The sequence below is a fragment of the Bradyrhizobium sp. SZCCHNR3119 genome, assembly GCF_032487775.1.
Classification (GTDB): domain Bacteria; phylum Pseudomonadota; class Alphaproteobacteria; order Rhizobiales; family Xanthobacteraceae; genus Bradyrhizobium.
Genome location: NZ_JAUEUV010000001.1, coordinates 4,326,126 through 4,342,464, shown reverse-complemented (window position 1 = coordinate 4,342,464; position 16,339 = coordinate 4,326,126). Strand labels below are relative to the sequence as shown.

Genomic DNA, 16,339 nt, shown 5'->3' with positions numbered 1-16,339 from the left:
ATCAGCCCGTAACTGCGCTCAGGGCGCGTGCCTCGATGTTTGCCCTGGCCTTTTCCGACTGCTTCCTGATCCAGGCGTAGAAGGTGGCAAAGCCTTCGCCGGTGCGCGCCGAGATCGTCAACACCTCGATCTTCGGATTGACGCGGCGGGCATATTCGATCGTCTGCGCCAGATCGAAATCGACCGCCGGCGCGAGATCGATCTTGTTGATCAGCATCAGCGCGGAGGCCGCGAACATATCGGGGTACTTCAGCGGCTTGTCCTCGCCCTCGGTCGTCGAGAACACCACGACCTTGCAGGCCTCCCCGAGGTCGAAGGCCGCCGGGCACACCAGATTGCCCACATTCTCGATGAACAGGATGCCGCCGCGCAAAGACGGCAGCTTGCGATAGGCCTCATCCACCATTGCCGCATCAAGATGACAGCCCTTGCCGGTATTGACCTGGACTGCCGGCACGCCGGTCGCACGGATGCGCTCGGCATCGTTGGAGGTCTGCTGATCGCCTTCGATGACGGCAACGGGCCGGCTCTGCTTCAGCTCGGAGACCGCGCGGACCAGCAGCGTGGTCTTGCCCGCCCCCGGGCTGGAAACGAAATTGAAGGCGAGTACCTCGTCGGCGGCAAAGCGGGCGCGATTATCGGAAGCGATGCCGTTGTTCTTGCCGAGAATGTCGCGCTCGATCTGAATGATGCGCGATGAGGAGAGACCCGCGATCTCCTGACCGGCCGGATTGGCGGCGCAGTCGATACGGTCGGCATCGCTGTGGTCATGATGATGATGGTCATCGTGAGCGTGATCATGGTGATGATGGCCGTGCCCGTGGTGGTGATGGTGGCCGTGATCACCATGGTCGTGGTCGTGATCATGTACATGATCACCATGGTGATGGTGGCCATGGGAATGATCATGATCGCCGTGATGATGGTGCCGGTCATCTCCGGCCTCGATGGAAGCCTTGCCCTCACTGCAGCCGCAAACCGTGCACATCACTCGACCTCCAATTCCCTGACCCGCATGTCTTCGCCGCCAGTGACCTGCAGCTGATAGCTGCCGCAGGACGGGCACGGTTCATAGCGCTGGGCGATCTCGACGCTTTGCGAGCAGTTGAGACACCAAGCAGTTCCAGGCTGCGCGATGATCTCGAGCGCGGCACCTTGCGCCACCGTCCGCGCAGTGACCGCTTCGAAGCAGAAACGCAATGCCTCCGGCGCGACATGACTGAGCGCCCCGATTTCGAGCCACACCGTCTTGACCTTCGAGAACGCGCCTTTGCGCGCCTCCTGCTCGACGATCTCAACGATGCCTTGGCACAGGGCCATCTCATGCATCGGCCAGCTCCCTGATGTCGAGGCGAACGCCGACGCACGCGTCGAAGGCGCTGACCAGCGCTTCGACGGTGTTGCGGCCGCAGGTGGAGATCATGGCACCGGTCAAACGCCTCACCACTGGCCCGCGCGGATGGAAATTCCATTCGGTCGGCGCCAGGAATTCGCAGTGAACAAGCCGGCCGGCATCGTCGAGTTCGACGGCGTGATAGAGTCGGCCTCGGGCGCATTCGACCGCCGCGGCGCCACGCCCGACGCCGAGCGCATAGTTCTCGATGCTACCGCGCTCGAATGTCTCATCATCGCCCTGCCCGTCCTCCAGCCAACGCAGGAGTAGGACGATTTCGGAGACCTTGGCCTGCAGCCGTTCCACCAGCGTCCCGTGCGAAGCAACACAGGCACTCCGAGCGTAGCGGGCCCAGACCCCGGTTTCGGGCACGCTTCCCTCAAGATCGGGATGCTCGGCGAACGAAGCGCCTTCGTCCAGCAGACGCGTCACGACGCCGAGATCGTTGTCCGCCGACAAGTAGCCTCGATCCGCGGGCATGTCCTGGTTCCATTCCCGGCTATGGGCGGCCGTCATGATCGATGCCAGCGGACGTCCCGGAACGATCCCCTCCGGCTCAAAGCATAAGCCGAGCGCCGCCAGCCCGCTCTTGATCTGTGACAAGGTTTCGACGCGAGCGCCATCTGCCGTTTCCACGACGAGAGACGACGCTGCCTGCAGCAGCGTACGGACCGCCGCGGCCATACGCCGGTCCTGCGCGAGACATTCCATCAGCAAACCGCGCAGCAGTTCGGCAAGCCGCTCGGCGAGGACGGCGTTGAGGCGGCGTTGGCGCGCCGGCGGGGCGAGATCGTGTCCTTGTGCTGCGTCCAGCGCGGAGAGAAATGCCACCTGATGCGCGGCAGCACACAATGAAAACAAACGCGGCAACGCCGCCAAGGCGATTTCCGCGGGCTTGGCTGCGAAAAGCCGGCCCAAAGGCGGGCGCGTTCTCGGCCCGATGTCGACCGCGGCGATCCGGCCGTCGGCGATCGACAGCGTCAGATCGATCTGATCGCGGACACCCAGGCTCACGGACGCCGCTCCGTCAACGTGCCACGGAGAAAGGCGCGGCGGTCGATCGCGCTCGCTTTCGGCTCGACGGCGGCCGGCGACCGCTCGTCACTGCTCATCATCAATTCGACCAGCGCCGCATGCGCCGCGGCACGTGCCGCGTCCATATCGGCGAACTCGAACATCGGCGAGAACAGCGAACAGCTCGCGATGAGCCCCAGCGGCGGGATTTCACTGACCGTGAACGGGATCGTGCCTGCGGGAAAGCTTATCTGCAGGACTGTGCCGGGAGGATCCACGGCGAGCCCGTCAGCAGGCGTGACCACATTCAAGAACCAGGGCGTGACGATGATGCCGACAATGTTGTCTTGTATCCGCTGGAATCCGATCGCCTCCACATCGAGCGCATCGTGATAGATCGGCAGCTCGCGCATGCTGCGCGCGCCGATGTCGCGATAGGCTGCAGCAAGGCGTTCGCCCCATGCGACCGGATCGTCAAGGGGAGCCCACCCTGGCTGTACCGCGACCGCGCTCATGACTCGACCGCCATGAATTTCGATTTCGGCGCGTCGCAGGTCGGACAGCGCCAGTCCTCCGGCAAGGCTGAGAATGGCGTGCCGGCGGGAATCTGCGCCACCGCATCGCCCTGCGCCGGATCATAGTGGGTCCAGCAGATGCCGCATTCCATGCTGACGTCGTCGGCGAGGCCGCTGGGAATGCCGAAATTCTCGAAGCCGCTCATGTGAAATAGGCCTCGATGATCTCCTTCAGCCGCTCGGCCGAATCCTCGAAATCCTCGTCAGCCGCAAGCGCCACCACCGGCACGCCGCCAACCTCCAGCGTGTCGAGGATGATCGTGTCCATCGCGTTGAAGAATTGCACAGACCACACATTGCGCACCCCGGTCGCCAGCACGCGGCAGGTCCCGTAACCGCGCGACACCAGCTGGATCGGCCCGTTCTTCAACGTGTCCTGCAGAAAACCCATGTCGGCCGGGCTCATCGGCAGCAGCGTAAAATTGATGGTCTGCGTGCGCATGCCGGGCTTCCAGGCGAGCGCACGCTCATGGATTTCGGCAAGCACCGGCAGCGCATTCATGATGCCCTCGGGCGGCGTCCCGATCTGAAAATCCGGCGCGGTCAGATCGGCCGCCGCGCGGGTCACGATTTCCGGCACCGGGCCGATCTCGATGTAGTCGAGCTGGCCATCCGCCTCAAAGCGCACGCGCCAGACTCCGGCCAGCACCGATTCCTGGATCTGCGCCAGCGATCCGTCGGGCAAAGCGACCAGACCGGCCACCTCGCCCTCGCCCAGCACGTCGTCGATCAGCTGCCGTTCCAGATCGTTGAGGCCTGCGAGCCGGAACAACTGGGTCGGTGCATCGCTGGTCTGGCGCGCAAGGCTTTCGGCGACCTGCGACAGCAGCGTGATCGCGTTCGGGCAGCTGCGTGCAAGCTCGGCGCTATCCAAGGTCGCAAGCTTCGCGAGCGCCCCCGCTGCGGTCAGGCCCTTATGCGTCGCATCCAGGCTCTCTTCCCCGATCGGAAAGATGTTGACCGGCTGCTCGGCCCCTTCCGGGGCAATCCAGAAACCTGCTTTCATCGCTCGGCACCTTGCGCGCTGTGGGTGGGAATGATGCTGGCGACGACGGTCGCCACGCCGGATGTCGGCCGGTCGATCAACCGCGAGATGCGCTCGACATAAACGGACCAGTCCTGAATCTTGGCGATCAGACCGAGCGTCGCGCCGCCGCGGCAGAAGATCAGGCTCGGTTGCACCCGCACGCCAAAGCGCTCGCCCAGCGCAGCCTCCGCGTCGCGCGCGATGACGGCTCCTTGCAGCCGGCCCTGAAACGCCGTGATCAGTTCGGGGAGCACGATGGCAACGTCGAGCGCTTCGGGGAAGCGCGCCGGATCGCCCGCGGACAACAGGACCGCGACGCTCCCAGCCCGATCGGTTGCGGCAAGAAATTCATCAATATTCGCGCCATCGACTTCGGGCAGCCCGCCTCGCCCGAGCCCACTCCGCCCATGCGCGCGACCGCGCTCCTGAAACTCCATTCGGCGCTCCTTCCTGTCCAGTTTCTCGTTGCCTCCCCAGCGGGTTAGCAATCGATGTGCCAGAGCGGCCCGATCGCGACGGACGCTCTAACCTATTGAAAATGAGAATAATTTCTATTGATCCGTCTCAAACCTTGCCAGCCGGAAAGCAGATTTCCGTATCGGACTGGAAAGATAATTTCCATATCGGACACTAAGTTACCGGCTGACGGCCAGCTATCGCAGATGCTCGGGCAATTCCGGCTCGCGATCGACCAGATCGGCGAAGAAGCGGTCGCAATCCTCGCCATTGAGCGCCGCCTGCAGCCCCTCGATGGCGTCGCCGATCAAGCGGGCCTCTTCGTCGCCGAGCAGGCGGACGGCATTGTCCAGATAGACCAGCACCTTCGCGCCGACCGGCGGATCGGACAGCAGCAGCACCGAGACCCGCCGCAGCTCATCGGCGTAGCGGCAGAGCGCCGACGTGCCGTCAGTCTCGACAATGGTCATCGGCAGGCCCAGGCACATCGCTATGTTCTCCAACGGCGAGCGACTCAAGCCGAGCGCGCCCGCATCTCGTAATTCTGATGGTCGATATCGTTCGCGAGCAGCCGCTCGGCCGGCACAAGCGGCTCAGTGCGCGCGACCGCCGGCGCGCCCCACTGCGCCAGCAACTCGCAGGCGAGCTGGATCGCCGGCTCGATCTGCGCCCGCACCGGCTCCGTCAGCGGCCCGCCCCAATCTTCCAGGTCGAGCGGCTGGCAGCCGATCAAGGCCAGACGCTTCGGATAGCGGCCGAGCAGGTCGGCCGCGCTCAGGACCTCCTGAAATCCGGTCTGATGCAGGCTCATCTTCTTGGCACCGGTGAAGCGCGGCACCTCGTCGTCGCGGACCAGCTTCAATTCACCCGGCGTAAGACCGTAATCGATCGCATCGAACACGATGAGACTGTCGGCCTCCTCGACATAGTTCACGAGATAGAGACCCTGGGTGCCGCCATCGAGAATGGTGACGTTGTCGGGAACGGCGTAGCGGCGGTGGAATTCCTCCACCACCCGCACGCCGAAGCCTTCATCCGCCCAGAGGATATTGCCGATCCCCAGCACCAGGATCCGCTCCTGCCTGGCCTCACTCATATCGAAGCCCTTATTTGCGGAATTGCCGCTCGCCGGAGATCATCGACGAGACGATGCTCTGGCGCGACATGATGTCTTCGCGGATCGCGGCGTAGATATGCACCGTCACGAACATGACGAGCGCCCACATGCCGAGATGGTGCCAAGTGTGGACATCCTGGCTGTTCGGCCAGATCACAAATACCCAGCCGAACAGCTTGTGCTGCCAGCTGTCGATGCCCGTGCCTTCCGAATAGAGCGCAAAGCCGGTGATGATCATGAAGGCCACGAACAGCGTGAAGCCCGTGAACATCGCGGTCTGCGCCAGCGGATTGTGGCCGACATACATTTTCGGCTCGCGCTCCAGGAACGCGTACCAGCGGATCTCGTGCAGCACTTCCTTCCAGAACTGCAGGCGGTGGACCGGCAAGTAGAAGATCTGCCGGGAGTGATGATTGCCGACAAAGGCCCACAGGATGCGGGCGAGGAAGAACACCGCCAGCACCTGCCCCGCCGCGAAATGCGTGAAGCGGATATAGCCCATCACGAAATGAGCCGAAGCCTCGCCGCCGACCGAGGGCAACGGCGTTCCGATCAAATAGCCGGTGACCATCAGCACGACGATCGCGAGAGCGTTCACCCAATGGCAGATGCGCACCGGCGCTTCATAGACATAGACAGTGGGGCGGCCGATCGCATGCTCACCGGCAGCGTCGGCCGCGATCGCGGCAAGGTTCTGTTCGGACTCCGCCGGACGTGCAACTGCATCCATCATGGCACCGCTCCCACGTTATCGCACCTTGACGGTGGCCAGCTCCTGGCCGTCCGGACTCATCACATGGGTCGAGCATGCCAGGCACGGATCGAAGGAATGGATCGTGCGGAGAATCTCCAACGGCTTCTCGGGATCCGCCATCGGCGTATCCATCAGCGATGCTTCGAAGGCGCCGATATTGCCCTTGGGATCGCGCGGCGAGCCGTTCCAGGTGGTCGGCACCACGCACTGGTAGTTGTCGATCTTGGTATCCTTGATCTTGATCCAGTGCGCGAGCGCGCCGCGCGGCGCCTCGGTGAAGCCGAAGCCCTTGGCTTCCTTCGGCCAGCTCTCCGGCTTCCACTTGTCGACATTGGCGGTCGAGGAATCGCCGGCCTTGATGCGACCCACCAGCTTGTCCTGGAAATAGCGCATCTGCCGCGCCGCCCATTGGCACTCCAGCGCGCGCGCCGCTGTGCGGCCGAGCGTCGAGAACAGCGCCGTGACCGGCAGGTTCAGATCCTTCAAGAACTTCTCGGTCGGCTCCTTAAACTCCGGCTTGCCTTGGGCATAGCCGACGATGTAGCGCGCGAGCGGCCCGACCTCGACCGCATTGCCGCGCCAACGCGGCGCCTTGATCCAGGAATATTTGCCGCCTTCGTCGAGCTCCTTGATGTCGGTCTTGGTGCCCTTGGCGTTCGGCCCGAGCTGGTAGTTGGGCTCGGTGACGCCATCCCAGGGATGGAGGCCCTTGGTCTCGTCAGGGTATTTGTACCAGGAGTGGGTCACGAACTCCTGGATCTGCTCGGGATCGGCGTGGTCGATCGGCAGCACCTCGTTGAGATTGCCATTGAGAATGACGCCACGCGGCAGCTTGAGGTTCTTGGCCGAATAGTCGTTGGCGTTTTCCGGGATGTCGCCATAGGCCATCACGCTCTTGCCCGAGAGCCCGCCGCCATAGAGCCAGTCCTTGTAGAACGAGCCGATCGCGGCGACATCCGGCAGATAGACCTGCTCGGTGAACTCGATGCAGCGGTCGATGATGGAGGAGACGAGGTTCAGCCGCTCCATGTTGATGGCGCCGACCGCGCCGGTGCCGTCGACATTGATCGCGCAGGGCACGCCCCCGACCAACCAGTTCGGATGCGGATTCTTGCCGCCATAGATGGTGTGGACCTTGACGATCTCCTTCTGGAAGTCGAGCGCTTCCAGATAATGCGCCACCGCCATCAGGTTGGCTTCGGGCGGCAGCTTGTAGGCCGCATGGCCCCAATAGGCGTTCTTGAACGGACCCAGCTGACCGGACTCGACGAACTTGGTCAGGCGGATCTGCAGGTCCTTGAAATAGCCGGGCGAAGACAGCGGCCAATCGGAAATCGACTGCGCCAGCGCCGAGGTCGCCTTCGGGTCCGCCTTCAGCGCGGAGACCACGTCGACCCAGTCGAGCGCGTGCAGATGATAGAAATGCACGAGGTGGTCATGCACCTGCAGGCAGAGCTGCATGATGTTGCGGATCGAGTTGGCGTTCTCGGGGATCGAGATGCCGAGCGCGTTCTCGACCGCGCGCACCGAAGTCAGCGCATGGGTTCCGGTGCAGACGCCGCAGATCCGCTCGGTGAAGGCCCAGGCGTCGCGCGGATCGCGGTTGCGCAGGATGGTCTCGATGCCGCGCCACATCGTGCCGGTCGAAACCGCGTTGCGGATCACGTTGTCGGAGTCGACGTTGACCTCGACGCGGAGATGCCCCTCGATCCGGGTCAAGGGATCGACAACGATCCGCTTGCCGGAATTGTCGAGATTGAACCCATTGGGTGTCTGAATGCCCATCGTTACCTACCCTGAAGAGAATTAGTTGTCCTGGCCGGCGTTTTCTTTGGTGTCCTCGCGCTTGCCCGCGAGCCGCTTCACCGCTGTGGCCGCCGCATGCGCGGCAACCGCAACGCCAACCGCGCCGGCCGCAACCATGCCGACCTGGTCCGCATTGTGCTCGATGCCGAACTGATTGATCGTGGTCAGGCGATCGTAGAACGAGCCCTTGTCCCAGAAACCGTCCTCCGAGCAGCCGATGCAGCCATGGCCGGATTGGATCGGGAACGAAACGCCGCCGTTCCAGCGTACCGTCGAACAGGCGTTGTAGGTGGTCGGGCCCTTGCAGCCCATCTTGTAGAGGCAGAAGCCCTTGCGAGCGTTCTCGTCGTCCCATTCCTCAACGAACTGGCCGGCATCGAAATGCGGTCGGCGGTAGCACTTGTCGTGGATGCGCTGCGAATAGAACATCTTCGGCCGCCCCTGGCGGTCGAGCTCGGGCAGCCTGCCGAAGGTCGTGATGAACGTGATGACGCCGGTCATCACTTCCGCAATCGGCGGACAGCCCGGCACCTTGATGATCGGCTTGTTGGTGATGACCTTATCGATCGGGGTGGCTTGGGTGGGATTGGGTTTTGCGGCCTGCACGCAGCCCCACGAGGCGCAGGCGCCCCAGGCGATGATGGCCATGGCATCTTCCGCCATCATCTTCAGCTTCTCGACGAACGGCTTGCCGCCGTCGATGCAGAACATGCCACCTTCGTTGAGCGGCGGGTTGCCTTCGACCGCGAGCACATATTGACCTTTGTACTTGGCGCGAGTCTCTTCGAGAATCTCTTCGGCCTGATGGCCGGCGGCCGCCATAATCGTGTCGTCATAGTCGAGCGAGATCATCGACAGCACGGCATCCTTCACCAGCGGATGCGCGGAACGGATGAAGCTCTCCGAGCAGCAGGTGCATTCGAGCCCATGCATCCAGATCACGGGAAGCCGCGGCTTGGTTTCCAGCGCGTTCGCAATGCGGCTTGCCGCGAGCGGGCCGAGTCCAAGGCTCGTTGCCGTCAGACTGCAGAACTTATGAAAGCTGCGTCGCGTAATGCCCTGACGCCTGATCACGCTGTAAAAGGTTTCCGTTGCCGCGCCCATGAGCCCTCCCTGGAATAATCGCGTTGGCGACCGAAACTGGTCGCGATCGTTCGAAGGCGGACAGCAAGAAGCAGGCCAGGATTGGCTGCTATTTAAAATCAGAATGATTCCAAGCAGTTGAAAACGTGCTGCAGTTTCGGGCGTGAGCGTATGGGCGCGAGATCAAGAGAAAGCGGAAACAACGGACTTTACAGTCGATAACGAAGTTTCCGGCGCCCTGATCGACGCCTCGCGATGCAGCAACGTCAATGCGCGGTGCACACCATGCAGGGATCGAACGAGCGCACCACGTGCTGAATCGTCACGGCGCGCGCACCGGCCGCGCCGACTTCCGTCCCGACCAGCGCCTGCTCGAGCGGTCCGGCCACACCATCCGCATCGCGCGGCGAGAAGTTCCAGCTAGTCGGCGCGATGATCTGATAGCGCGCGATCTGACCGTCGCGGACCGCAAGCCAGTGGCCAAGACTGCCACGCGCCGCTTCGACCAGACCGGTACAGCAACCATCCGGGATCTCGCGGGCGCTGACGCAGAATGGCTCGTTGAGGCGCAGCGCCTTGATCCAAGTCTCGATCGCGATCGCCAGACGCGCCGTCTCAATCAGGCGTGCAACGACACGGTTGCGGACATTGCTGCCGCTCTCGGCGACCAGCGCTGCGATCAGCGTTTGACCATCGACGGCCTGTCGCGCCAGCGCACCGACCTCGACTGGCTGGCCGGCAAGCCGCGGCGCCTTGCACCAGCTATAGGCGTCCGGCCTGTCGGCATCAGGCACGCTCGAGCTCTCCGCCGGATCTGGCGATGTGTCGCGCATCCAGGCGTGCGAGACATCTTCGGTGATCTGATCGAGCGGCAGCGCTCCAACCAGCGCTGACGAGCTGAGGACGCCCGCGCTGAAATATGTGCCCTCATGATGATAGGCACCAAAGCTCATCAGGCGCCCGATGCCGTTGCCGAGATCGGCGAGCGCAAGCCCATCGGCAATCCGCAGGAAATGCGCGAAATCACCGCTACGGCCTGCGCGCCAGCGATCGAGTTCGCTGGGGCTGGAGATGGCCAGCACATTCTCCAGCGTGTCGGCGAACACCACGCGCTCGAGAAAGCCGCGAAACGCCGCGGCGATCGCGGTCAGCCGGATGCGCTCGCCAAGCTCGATCGCGCGTGTCGTGCCGCCCGGCTGGAAGGCCAGGCTGTGCGGCCATTTGCCGGCGATCACGCCCATGATCTCCAACAGCCGCGCGCGGGCGGGCAGCGCCTCGCGCGCCGCGCTGCCGTGCGTCGCCTTGAAGCGCTCTACTGCCGCAGCGTGCCACGCTTGCGCGGCATAGGCTTCACGCGCAAAGTCCGGCATGAAGAACACATAGAAATGCGTCAGATGATCGGCCGCATTCTCGGCTGCATGCGCAATATTGGTCGCGAGCAGGCCGTTGGGCGCCGCCTCGAGCGCCATTGCAGCCCGCAAAGCGCTTGCTGCGGCAATCGACTGCGAGACCGAGCAGATGCCGCAGATGCGCGGCGCAATCACCAGCGCGTCGAGCGGCGGACGTCCCTCCAGGATCTGTTCGAAACCGCGATAGAGCGGGGCCGTCACCTCGGCCCGCGCCACGCGCCCGTCCGCGATGTCGAGCCGAACCTCGAGGTCACCCTCGACGCGATTGAACGGACCGACCGTGATCCGGGTCATGGCGCGCGTTTGCCGCTGGTCCGGCTCGGCGGCACCACGACGTGGTCCGACGTCGCGTTCACCCGCACCCGCCGCGGAGTTGCGGATTTCGACAGCGCCGCCAGCGCCACGAACCACGCCTTCGGCATGTCGGTCGGCAGCCCCACAGGTATGCCGGCGAGCTTTGCCGTCTCCAGATAATTCTGCGCCGTCTCGAAACCCGGTGAGGTGCAGGCGATACAGGCATAGCCGCCCTTGGTGCAGGAGCCACCGCCGTTCCAAGAGCGCTGATTGCAGTCGCCGACCGCCTGCGTTGCGCGGCAGCCGAGATGCTCCATCAGGCAGCCGCGCTCCGACATCGCCTCGGCGCTCGCCTTGAACTCATAGAATTCGTTGCGGGAGCAGCCATGATGCGCCAGATGGTTGGCGATGAATTTCGGCCGGCCATATCCGTCGAGATCGGAACCTGCGAGATCACCCGTACTGAGTGCCAACAGGGTTTCCATGATCCAGCCCGGATGCGGCGCGCATCCCGCGATATTGATGACCGGCAACCCTCGCCTCGACTTGAATCCAGCGCCGAGCGCGCCGCCGCTGTCCGTGCCCTCGAACTGCAGCCCGACCGCGTCGGTCGGATTGGAGCCGGCGGCCGGAATCCCGCCATAGGCGGCGCAGCTACCGACCGCGACCACATAATCGGCCAGCGGCGCGAGCTCCGAGATCCAGTGAAAGATCGAGCGGTTGGTCCCGGCGAGCATGTTGAAGCGGCCGGTCAGGTTGGGCCCGCGCGCCACCGAACCTTCGAGCACCAGCAGATCGAGCCGTTCACGTCCGTCGCGCACGGCTTCCAAGAGGTCCAGCACTTCCTCGCCGGTCTGCTCGCTGACCGAAGGATGCCACAACAATTCGAGACCGGACTGCCGGAGTTCGTCGAACCAGCCAGAGGCGCCGCTCTCCAGGATCGACATGGTGCATCCGCCGCAGCTCGCTCCCTGCAGCCAGAGCATCCTGGCAGTCCGCTTCGCGACCATATCGAGCGTCCTTCGGCTCCACCAATGGAGCGCCGCCCACGTTTAACGCGGCTCTCGCGCGAACGCCAGCGCCGCTGGCGAAACACTGAGGGGGACCTCCGGACCGGTCCCTGCCCGCGTCAATGCCAGGGCGGGCCACTCCCCGCAACTGCAGGAAGTGATCCGACAGGCCCCGCGGTGGCCGATTACTTCGCCGAAGACGGATTATGAATTGATCCGGCCGAATATTCGGATTGATCAATGGTTAAGGTACTGTCGTCAAGGTTGTAGATGCTTGCTCCTTGCGCCGCTCTGTTTCCGACGAACCGGCTCTGTTTGATGGAGACAACCGTTGCCTCCAATTGCGAGGCGCGGCTGAGCAGGTAGATTGCGCCGCCGTCGTGCCGCGCCCGATTTGCCTTGAACTCGGACTGATCGAACGCAACGTGCGAACCATAGTCCTCATAGGTCGCTCCGCCGTCTTGCGCGGCCCGGTTGTCCAAGAACAATGACTTCCGGTGCGTGGCCTTCGAGCCTTCGCGATCGACGACGGCGCCGCCATAGCTTGCACGATTGCGCTGGAAGGTCGTGTCGGAGATCGACAAGGTGGCCTTGCCGAAAGTATAGATCGCACCGCCCTCCAAGGCCACGTTGTCCTCAAACCGGCAGTTCTGGATCGTCATCGTGAAGCCGATCGGATTGTCGTGAGGCCGGAAGGTCTTTCCAGCGTGGTAGGCGAGCAGGCCTCCACCCTTGCCGTTGTAGGTGAAACCGGTCGCATTGCCATCGCGCACCGTCAGCCGATCCAGCACGACGTCGTCGGCACCGTAGAGCACATGCGGATAGCGATAGCCTCCCCCCGCAGCCTTCGCAGTCAGCACCGTCTGCCGCCCAGACGTGGAACGTTGCTCCAAGGTCGTTTCAGAGCCTGCAAAGCCGCCATAGAGCTTCACGCCGTCATACAGGATGAAGGCCGCGATCCGGCCATCCCGCTTGGTCGGACGGTATGTGCCTGCCTTGATCCAGACCGGAAGTTTCGAGACGGACGCCAGCTCGACTGCCGCCTGAAGATCGGTCAACGCAGTCGCCCAGGAACGTCCATCCTTCGTCTTCGCCGAAGATCGCGGGACCACATAAATGGCCGTCCCCGAAACCGCCTCGCGGCTGATGCTCGGCCGCGTATATTCGTCGCGATATTCGACCGCGCCATTGTTCTTTTCGTAAAGCGCGACCAGTTTTTCGATCAGACCGTTTTTGAGCAGGATGGAGCCGTCCCAGCCTGCGCGATAGCCGCGCCCAGATCGCGGGGCGGACTGCAGATCGTTCGGCTGCAACTCCCCTTTCAAGTTGCTGATGGACAAGAACGCGCGAAGCGCGATGGTCTTGCCGCGCGGTGCGACTGAGCCGATTTCCGCGACCACATCCTCGTGCCAGTTATAGATGTTGTCGACCATGCTGTTGACGAGGATGGGATTGCTGTTCCTACCCGTCCCCTGATAAAGGTCCGGCCCCAACTCGCTGCTCGCTTTGTTCCCGGCAATGGTCACGTTGACGAGCAATGGCGCCGATCCGCCGTCGTTGCCGATCGCTCCGGCGGTGATCGCGGAGTTGTCCTTGAAGAGAACGTTGAACAGCAGCGGCGAGGCGGCAAAATCGTTATAGAGACCGCCGCCCTTGTCCATGCTCTTATTGCCGATGAACCGGCAGTTGACGAAGTGCGGCATGGCGCCGAGATCGTTGCTCACGCCGCCGCCACGAAGCTCGGCGACATTATCGATGAAATCGACATTGATGAATGTCGCTTGGTCCGCGCCGGGTTTGTGGACGTTGTAGACGCCACCGCCCTTCGGAGAATAATTGTTCTTGAAGACGGCGTTTCGAACGATCGGACTCGTCATGAAGTTGCGCATGCCGCCGCCGGCGACCATGTTGCCCTTGAGAATGTCGTCGGGCACGAGGTGCATGCGGGCGGTATCCGTTGCGTAGGCATCCGAGACCGTGAAGCCGTCGAGGATCGCTCCATCGGCGCCCACCACGACGGTTCTGCTGTTCTTGGTCTTGTCGCCTTTGCCGATGTTGCCGCTGAGTGTTGTCAGGTTCTTTCGAAAATCTCGCTCGCCCTGCGACGTCTCCTTGCCGGCGAAGCCGCCGTACAGAGCGACGCCTTGCTTCAGCACAAAGGACTTCGATACGTCGCTGACATCCGGATAGTAAGTGCCGGCCGCCACCCAGATCTCATCACCCGTCGCGGCTGCGGATAAGGCATCCTGCAAAGATGCGAATGCCGCCTTCCAGCTCCGCCCATCGCCCGGCGCTGCACCGTTCTGATCGACATACCAGACCTTGTCCGACTGAGGCGCGGCCCAGGCTGTCCCGACGACCGCGAAAACTGCCGCAAATGCCGCCACTAAAAATGCGTGAAGATTCTGTACCGTTCTTCTCATTTCATGAATCCATAGCGGCCACGGCTTCTCATGTCGTGGCCTCGAAAGAACCGATTCGGATCGCCTTATCAATACTCGGGGCGAACTCGAAACGATCATTGATCCTCGTCAATATGGATTCGCGGGCCTCCTCTGGGACCCGCTTCGAATGGCTCGTGACGCGATGCGCAGACGAACAATGCCCTGGGCTTGCCGAAGGCCCTGGGCTTACACTGGCTCTGCCGTGAGACAGTCGCCGGCGCCCGGCTTGTCGTCGATGCGGCAAGCCGCTACAGCGCTCGCGCGTCGGGAGATCACAACCGCTCCGATCCAAGCCATGGCAAAGAGGCCGATCGCGACGATACCGAGATTGGCGAGATTGGTATTCAGAACCGCGATTGCCTCCCATGTCCCGCCGACAAGGCCCAGCCGCGGCGCGAGCAGGCTGAACACCTCGACGCTGCCGATCAGCAACGCGATCACGACCGAAGCTCCGGTGATCAGCAGGTTGTAGCGCAGCCTGCGATCGGGATCGGTCTGCGCCCAGCGGTAGGCCTCGGTCATCACCATGCTGTCGGCCGTGTCGACCGTTGCCATCGCTGCGGCGAACAGCGCCGGGAAGACGAGGACATGCACCAACGGCGCCCCGCGCGCGGCCTCGGTCGCCGACATACTCAACAGGCCGATCTCGGTTGCGGTGTCGAAGCCGAGACCGAAGACGAAACCGAGCGGGTACATATGCCAACTGCGGCTCACCATCCGCAACACGGGACCCAGCAAGCGAACCAGAAATCCGTTGGCCCGGATCGCAGAACTCACATCCTGCGCCCTCGGCTCGGAGCGGCCACGTGCCCGCAACTTCCGCCAAAGGCCGAACAGCACGACAAGATTGGCGATGGCGATCAGCAGCAGAAATGCCGCCGATACCGAGGTGCCGACCACGCTGCCGAACGATCGGAGCAGACTCTCGCTGTCTGCGAGGCCGATCGCCACGGCGCTCGCCAACGCCACCGTGGCCGCAACCACGACGGTGGAATGGCCGAGCGCAAAATACAGGCCCGCGGCACGGGGTGCCTGGCCGTCATGCATCAGCTTCCTGACCACGTTGTCGATCGCGGCAATGTGGTCCGCATCGACCGCATGGCGGAAGCCCAACAGCCAGGCCAGCAGGGCCGGCCCGACGATCGCGGGATTGTCCCCGTAGAGCAGAAAAGCCCAAATCCAAGCCAGCCCGTTCGCAACCGCGAGTCCGGCCACCAGCAGCGAAGCCGCGCCGCTACGGAGCCAGAAACGGGGGAGCCCCAAGCGGAGGAGCCATCGACGGGACTGCGAATGATGTTTTGGAGAAATCGTCATACTGTCGCTAAAGCAAAGCTCGCGCCAATCCGCAACTGTGCGCGTGCGGCAAAATATCGTGATGATTCAATGCCGGCCGCCCGAATGATGGCCGTCCGGGCTGGTAAGCTGCTGTCCGCCGGAGTGGAAAGCTGTTGGAGAAGCCGCGGGGGTGGTTCTGCTCGCGTGTGTCGAGACGGCTCGCTCGAACGATGCAGCGAATCGGAGGCGCTAGAGCCGGCGGTCACGGAAAGACAGCTTGGACACGTGCAACGATCGTGCGGTGGATTGAAGGTCCCTGCAGCGAACGCTCGTAGCCCCGTCCTCGACGCGACGGCTCATTCATGGAAACCCTGCGCGAGGTGCAGCCGATAGTTCGGGCTAACGCCCGAGTGCGGATTCACCCGCTTCCCGACCCGGCACGCTCAGACGGACCGCATGGCCCTGGCGTATCGCAAGCGAGGCGGCTGCGGCGGCAGTTTCGAACGCAGCTTCCTTGGTGGCATATTCCCCTTTGATCTCGCCGTCGTGCAGCACGCCCCATTGATCCCGAACCGATACGATCGCGTATTCAGCGACAGCCATGTTCCTCTCCTCCCGCGATGGCGATGCAACGCATGCAGTAGCGCGATGTTCCAGCTACGTTCGCGCCGGCGACGTTGCG

The 16,339-nt window shown here is 63.3% G+C and carries 17 protein-coding genes; all 17 read right to left on the bottom strand.

Going from position 1 to position 16,339, the window contains the following annotated elements; all coding sequences use genetic code 11:
- Position 1: 1 nt before the first annotated feature.
- Positions 2 to 988 (bottom strand): hydrogenase nickel incorporation protein HypB, encoded by a 987-nt coding sequence (hypB, locus tag QX034_RS20035; protein WP_315700797.1) that lies wholly within the window; start codon positions 986 to 988, stop codon positions 2 to 4.
- Positions 988 to 1,329, bottom strand: coding sequence for a hydrogenase maturation nickel metallochaperone HypA (gene hypA / locus QX034_RS20030; protein ID WP_315700798.1), 342 nt, complete (start codon positions 1,327 to 1,329; stop codon positions 988 to 990). Before hypA ends, hypB begins: the two co-directional genes overlap by 1 nt.
- Positions 1,322 to 2,407, bottom strand: coding sequence for a hydrogenase assembly protein HupF (locus QX034_RS20025; protein WP_315700799.1), 1,086 nt, complete (start codon positions 2,405 to 2,407; stop codon positions 1,322 to 1,324). The genes hypA and QX034_RS20025 overlap by 8 nt, the downstream gene beginning before the upstream one ends.
- On the bottom strand, positions 2,404 to 2,922 hold the full coding sequence (gene hybE, locus QX034_RS20020; RefSeq protein WP_315700800.1) for a [NiFe]-hydrogenase assembly chaperone HybE: 519 nt from the start codon (positions 2,920 to 2,922) through the stop codon (positions 2,404 to 2,406). Before hybE ends, QX034_RS20025 begins: the two co-directional genes overlap by 4 nt.
- Positions 2,919 to 3,128: a rubredoxin gene (locus QX034_RS20015; RefSeq protein ID WP_315700801.1), complete on the bottom strand. Its 210-nt coding sequence runs from the start codon at positions 3,126 to 3,128 to the stop codon at positions 2,919 to 2,921. The genes hybE and QX034_RS20015 overlap by 4 nt, the downstream gene beginning before the upstream one ends.
- Positions 3,125 to 3,988, bottom strand: coding sequence for a hydrogenase expression/formation protein (locus tag QX034_RS20010; protein WP_315700802.1), 864 nt, complete (start codon positions 3,986 to 3,988; stop codon positions 3,125 to 3,127). Before QX034_RS20010 ends, QX034_RS20015 begins: the two co-directional genes overlap by 4 nt.
- On the bottom strand, positions 3,985 to 4,446 hold the full coding sequence (locus tag QX034_RS20005) for a hydrogenase accessory protein (protein ID WP_315700803.1): 462 nt from the start codon (positions 4,444 to 4,446) through the stop codon (positions 3,985 to 3,987). The genes QX034_RS20010 and QX034_RS20005 overlap by 4 nt, the downstream gene beginning before the upstream one ends.
- Positions 4,447 to 4,662: 216 nt before the next feature.
- Positions 4,663 to 4,953: a HypC/HybG/HupF family hydrogenase formation chaperone gene (locus QX034_RS20000; RefSeq protein WP_315700804.1), complete on the bottom strand. Its 291-nt coding sequence runs from the start codon at positions 4,951 to 4,953 to the stop codon at positions 4,663 to 4,665.
- A 26-nt stretch (positions 4,954 to 4,979) separates the two neighbouring features.
- Complete coding sequence (locus QX034_RS19995) at positions 4,980 to 5,561, bottom strand: HyaD/HybD family hydrogenase maturation endopeptidase (RefSeq protein ID WP_315700805.1); 582 nt, start codon at positions 5,559 to 5,561, stop codon at positions 4,980 to 4,982.
- A 10-nt stretch (positions 5,562 to 5,571) separates the two neighbouring features.
- Entirely contained in the window at positions 5,572 to 6,315 is a 744-nt protein-coding gene (gene cybH / locus QX034_RS19990; protein WP_315700806.1) for a Ni/Fe-hydrogenase, b-type cytochrome subunit, read from the bottom strand.
- Positions 6,316 to 6,330: 15 nt separating this feature from the next.
- Positions 6,331 to 8,121 carry a nickel-dependent hydrogenase large subunit gene (locus tag QX034_RS19985; RefSeq protein ID WP_315700807.1) on the bottom strand — a complete coding sequence of 597 codons (1,791 nt, stop codon included), beginning with the start codon at positions 8,119 to 8,121 and terminating at the stop codon, positions 6,331 to 6,333.
- Positions 8,122 to 8,142: 21 nt separating this feature from the next.
- Positions 8,143 to 9,246, bottom strand: coding sequence for a hydrogenase small subunit (locus QX034_RS19980; protein WP_315762642.1), 1,104 nt, complete (start codon positions 9,244 to 9,246; stop codon positions 8,143 to 8,145).
- A 245-nt stretch (positions 9,247 to 9,491) separates the two neighbouring features.
- Complete coding sequence (locus QX034_RS19975; protein ID WP_315700809.1) at positions 9,492 to 10,928, bottom strand: nickel-dependent hydrogenase large subunit; 1,437 nt, start codon at positions 10,926 to 10,928, stop codon at positions 9,492 to 9,494.
- Positions 10,925 to 11,938, bottom strand: coding sequence for a HupU protein (locus QX034_RS19970; protein WP_315700810.1), 1,014 nt, complete (start codon positions 11,936 to 11,938; stop codon positions 10,925 to 10,927). Before QX034_RS19970 ends, QX034_RS19975 begins: the two co-directional genes overlap by 4 nt.
- 185 nt (positions 11,939 to 12,123) lie before the next feature.
- The gene (locus QX034_RS19965) at positions 12,124 to 14,460 is read right to left on the bottom strand and encodes a DUF1565 domain-containing protein (RefSeq protein ID WP_316195709.1); all 2,337 of its coding nucleotides are present in this window, start codon (positions 14,458 to 14,460) and stop codon (positions 12,124 to 12,126) included.
- 108 nt (positions 14,461 to 14,568) lie between these two features.
- Positions 14,569 to 15,603, bottom strand: a complete 1,035-nt coding sequence (locus QX034_RS19960) for a HoxN/HupN/NixA family nickel/cobalt transporter (RefSeq protein ID WP_410050916.1) — start codon at positions 15,601 to 15,603, stop codon at positions 14,569 to 14,571.
- Between the two features lie 453 nt (positions 15,604 to 16,056).
- Entirely contained in the window at positions 16,057 to 16,260 is a 204-nt protein-coding gene (locus tag QX034_RS19955) for a hypothetical protein (RefSeq protein WP_315700813.1), read from the bottom strand.
- Positions 16,261 to 16,339 lie beyond the last annotated feature (79 nt).

Coding starts and splice junctions, on each gene's coding strand:
- hypB (WP_315700797.1), bottom strand. CDS start 988: ATGTGCACGGTTTGCGGCTGCAGTGAGGGCAAGGCTTCCATCGAGGCC.
- hypA (WP_315700798.1), bottom strand. CDS start 1,329: ATGCATGAGATGGCCCTGTGCCAAGGCATCGTTGAGATCGTCGAGCAG.
- hybE (WP_315700800.1), bottom strand. CDS start 2,922: ATGAGCGCGGTCGCGGTACAGCCAGGGTGGGCTCCCCTTGACGATCCG.
- QX034_RS20015 (WP_315700801.1), bottom strand. CDS start 3,128: ATGAGCGGCTTCGAGAATTTCGGCATTCCCAGCGGCCTCGCCGACGAC.
- QX034_RS20010 (WP_315700802.1), bottom strand. CDS start 3,988: ATGAAAGCAGGTTTCTGGATTGCCCCGGAAGGGGCCGAGCAGCCGGTC.
- QX034_RS20005 (WP_315700803.1), bottom strand. CDS start 4,446: ATGGAGTTTCAGGAGCGCGGTCGCGCGCATGGGCGGAGTGGGCTCGGG.
- QX034_RS20000 (WP_315700804.1), bottom strand. CDS start 4,953: ATGTGCCTGGGCCTGCCGATGACCATTGTCGAGACTGACGGCACGTCG.
- QX034_RS19995 (WP_315700805.1), bottom strand. CDS start 5,561: ATGAGTGAGGCCAGGCAGGAGCGGATCCTGGTGCTGGGGATCGGCAAT.
- cybH (WP_315700806.1), bottom strand. CDS start 6,315: ATGATGGATGCAGTTGCACGTCCGGCGGAGTCCGAACAGAACCTTGCC.
- QX034_RS19985 (WP_315700807.1), bottom strand. CDS start 8,121: ATGGGCATTCAGACACCCAATGGGTTCAATCTCGACAATTCCGGCAAG.
- QX034_RS19980 (WP_315762642.1), bottom strand. CDS start 9,246: ATGGGCGCGGCAACGGAAACCTTTTACAGCGTGATCAGGCGTCAGGGC.
- QX034_RS19975 (WP_315700809.1), bottom strand. CDS start 10,928: ATGACCCGGATCACGGTCGGTCCGTTCAATCGCGTCGAGGGTGACCTC.
- QX034_RS19970 (WP_315700810.1), bottom strand. CDS start 11,938: ATGGTCGCGAAGCGGACTGCCAGGATGCTCTGGCTGCAGGGAGCGAGC.
- QX034_RS19965 (WP_316195709.1), bottom strand. CDS start 14,460: ATGATCGTTTCGAGTTCGCCCCGAGTATTGATAAGGCGATCCGAATCG.
- QX034_RS19955 (WP_315700813.1), bottom strand. CDS start 16,260: ATGGCTGTCGCTGAATACGCGATCGTATCGGTTCGGGATCAATGGGGC.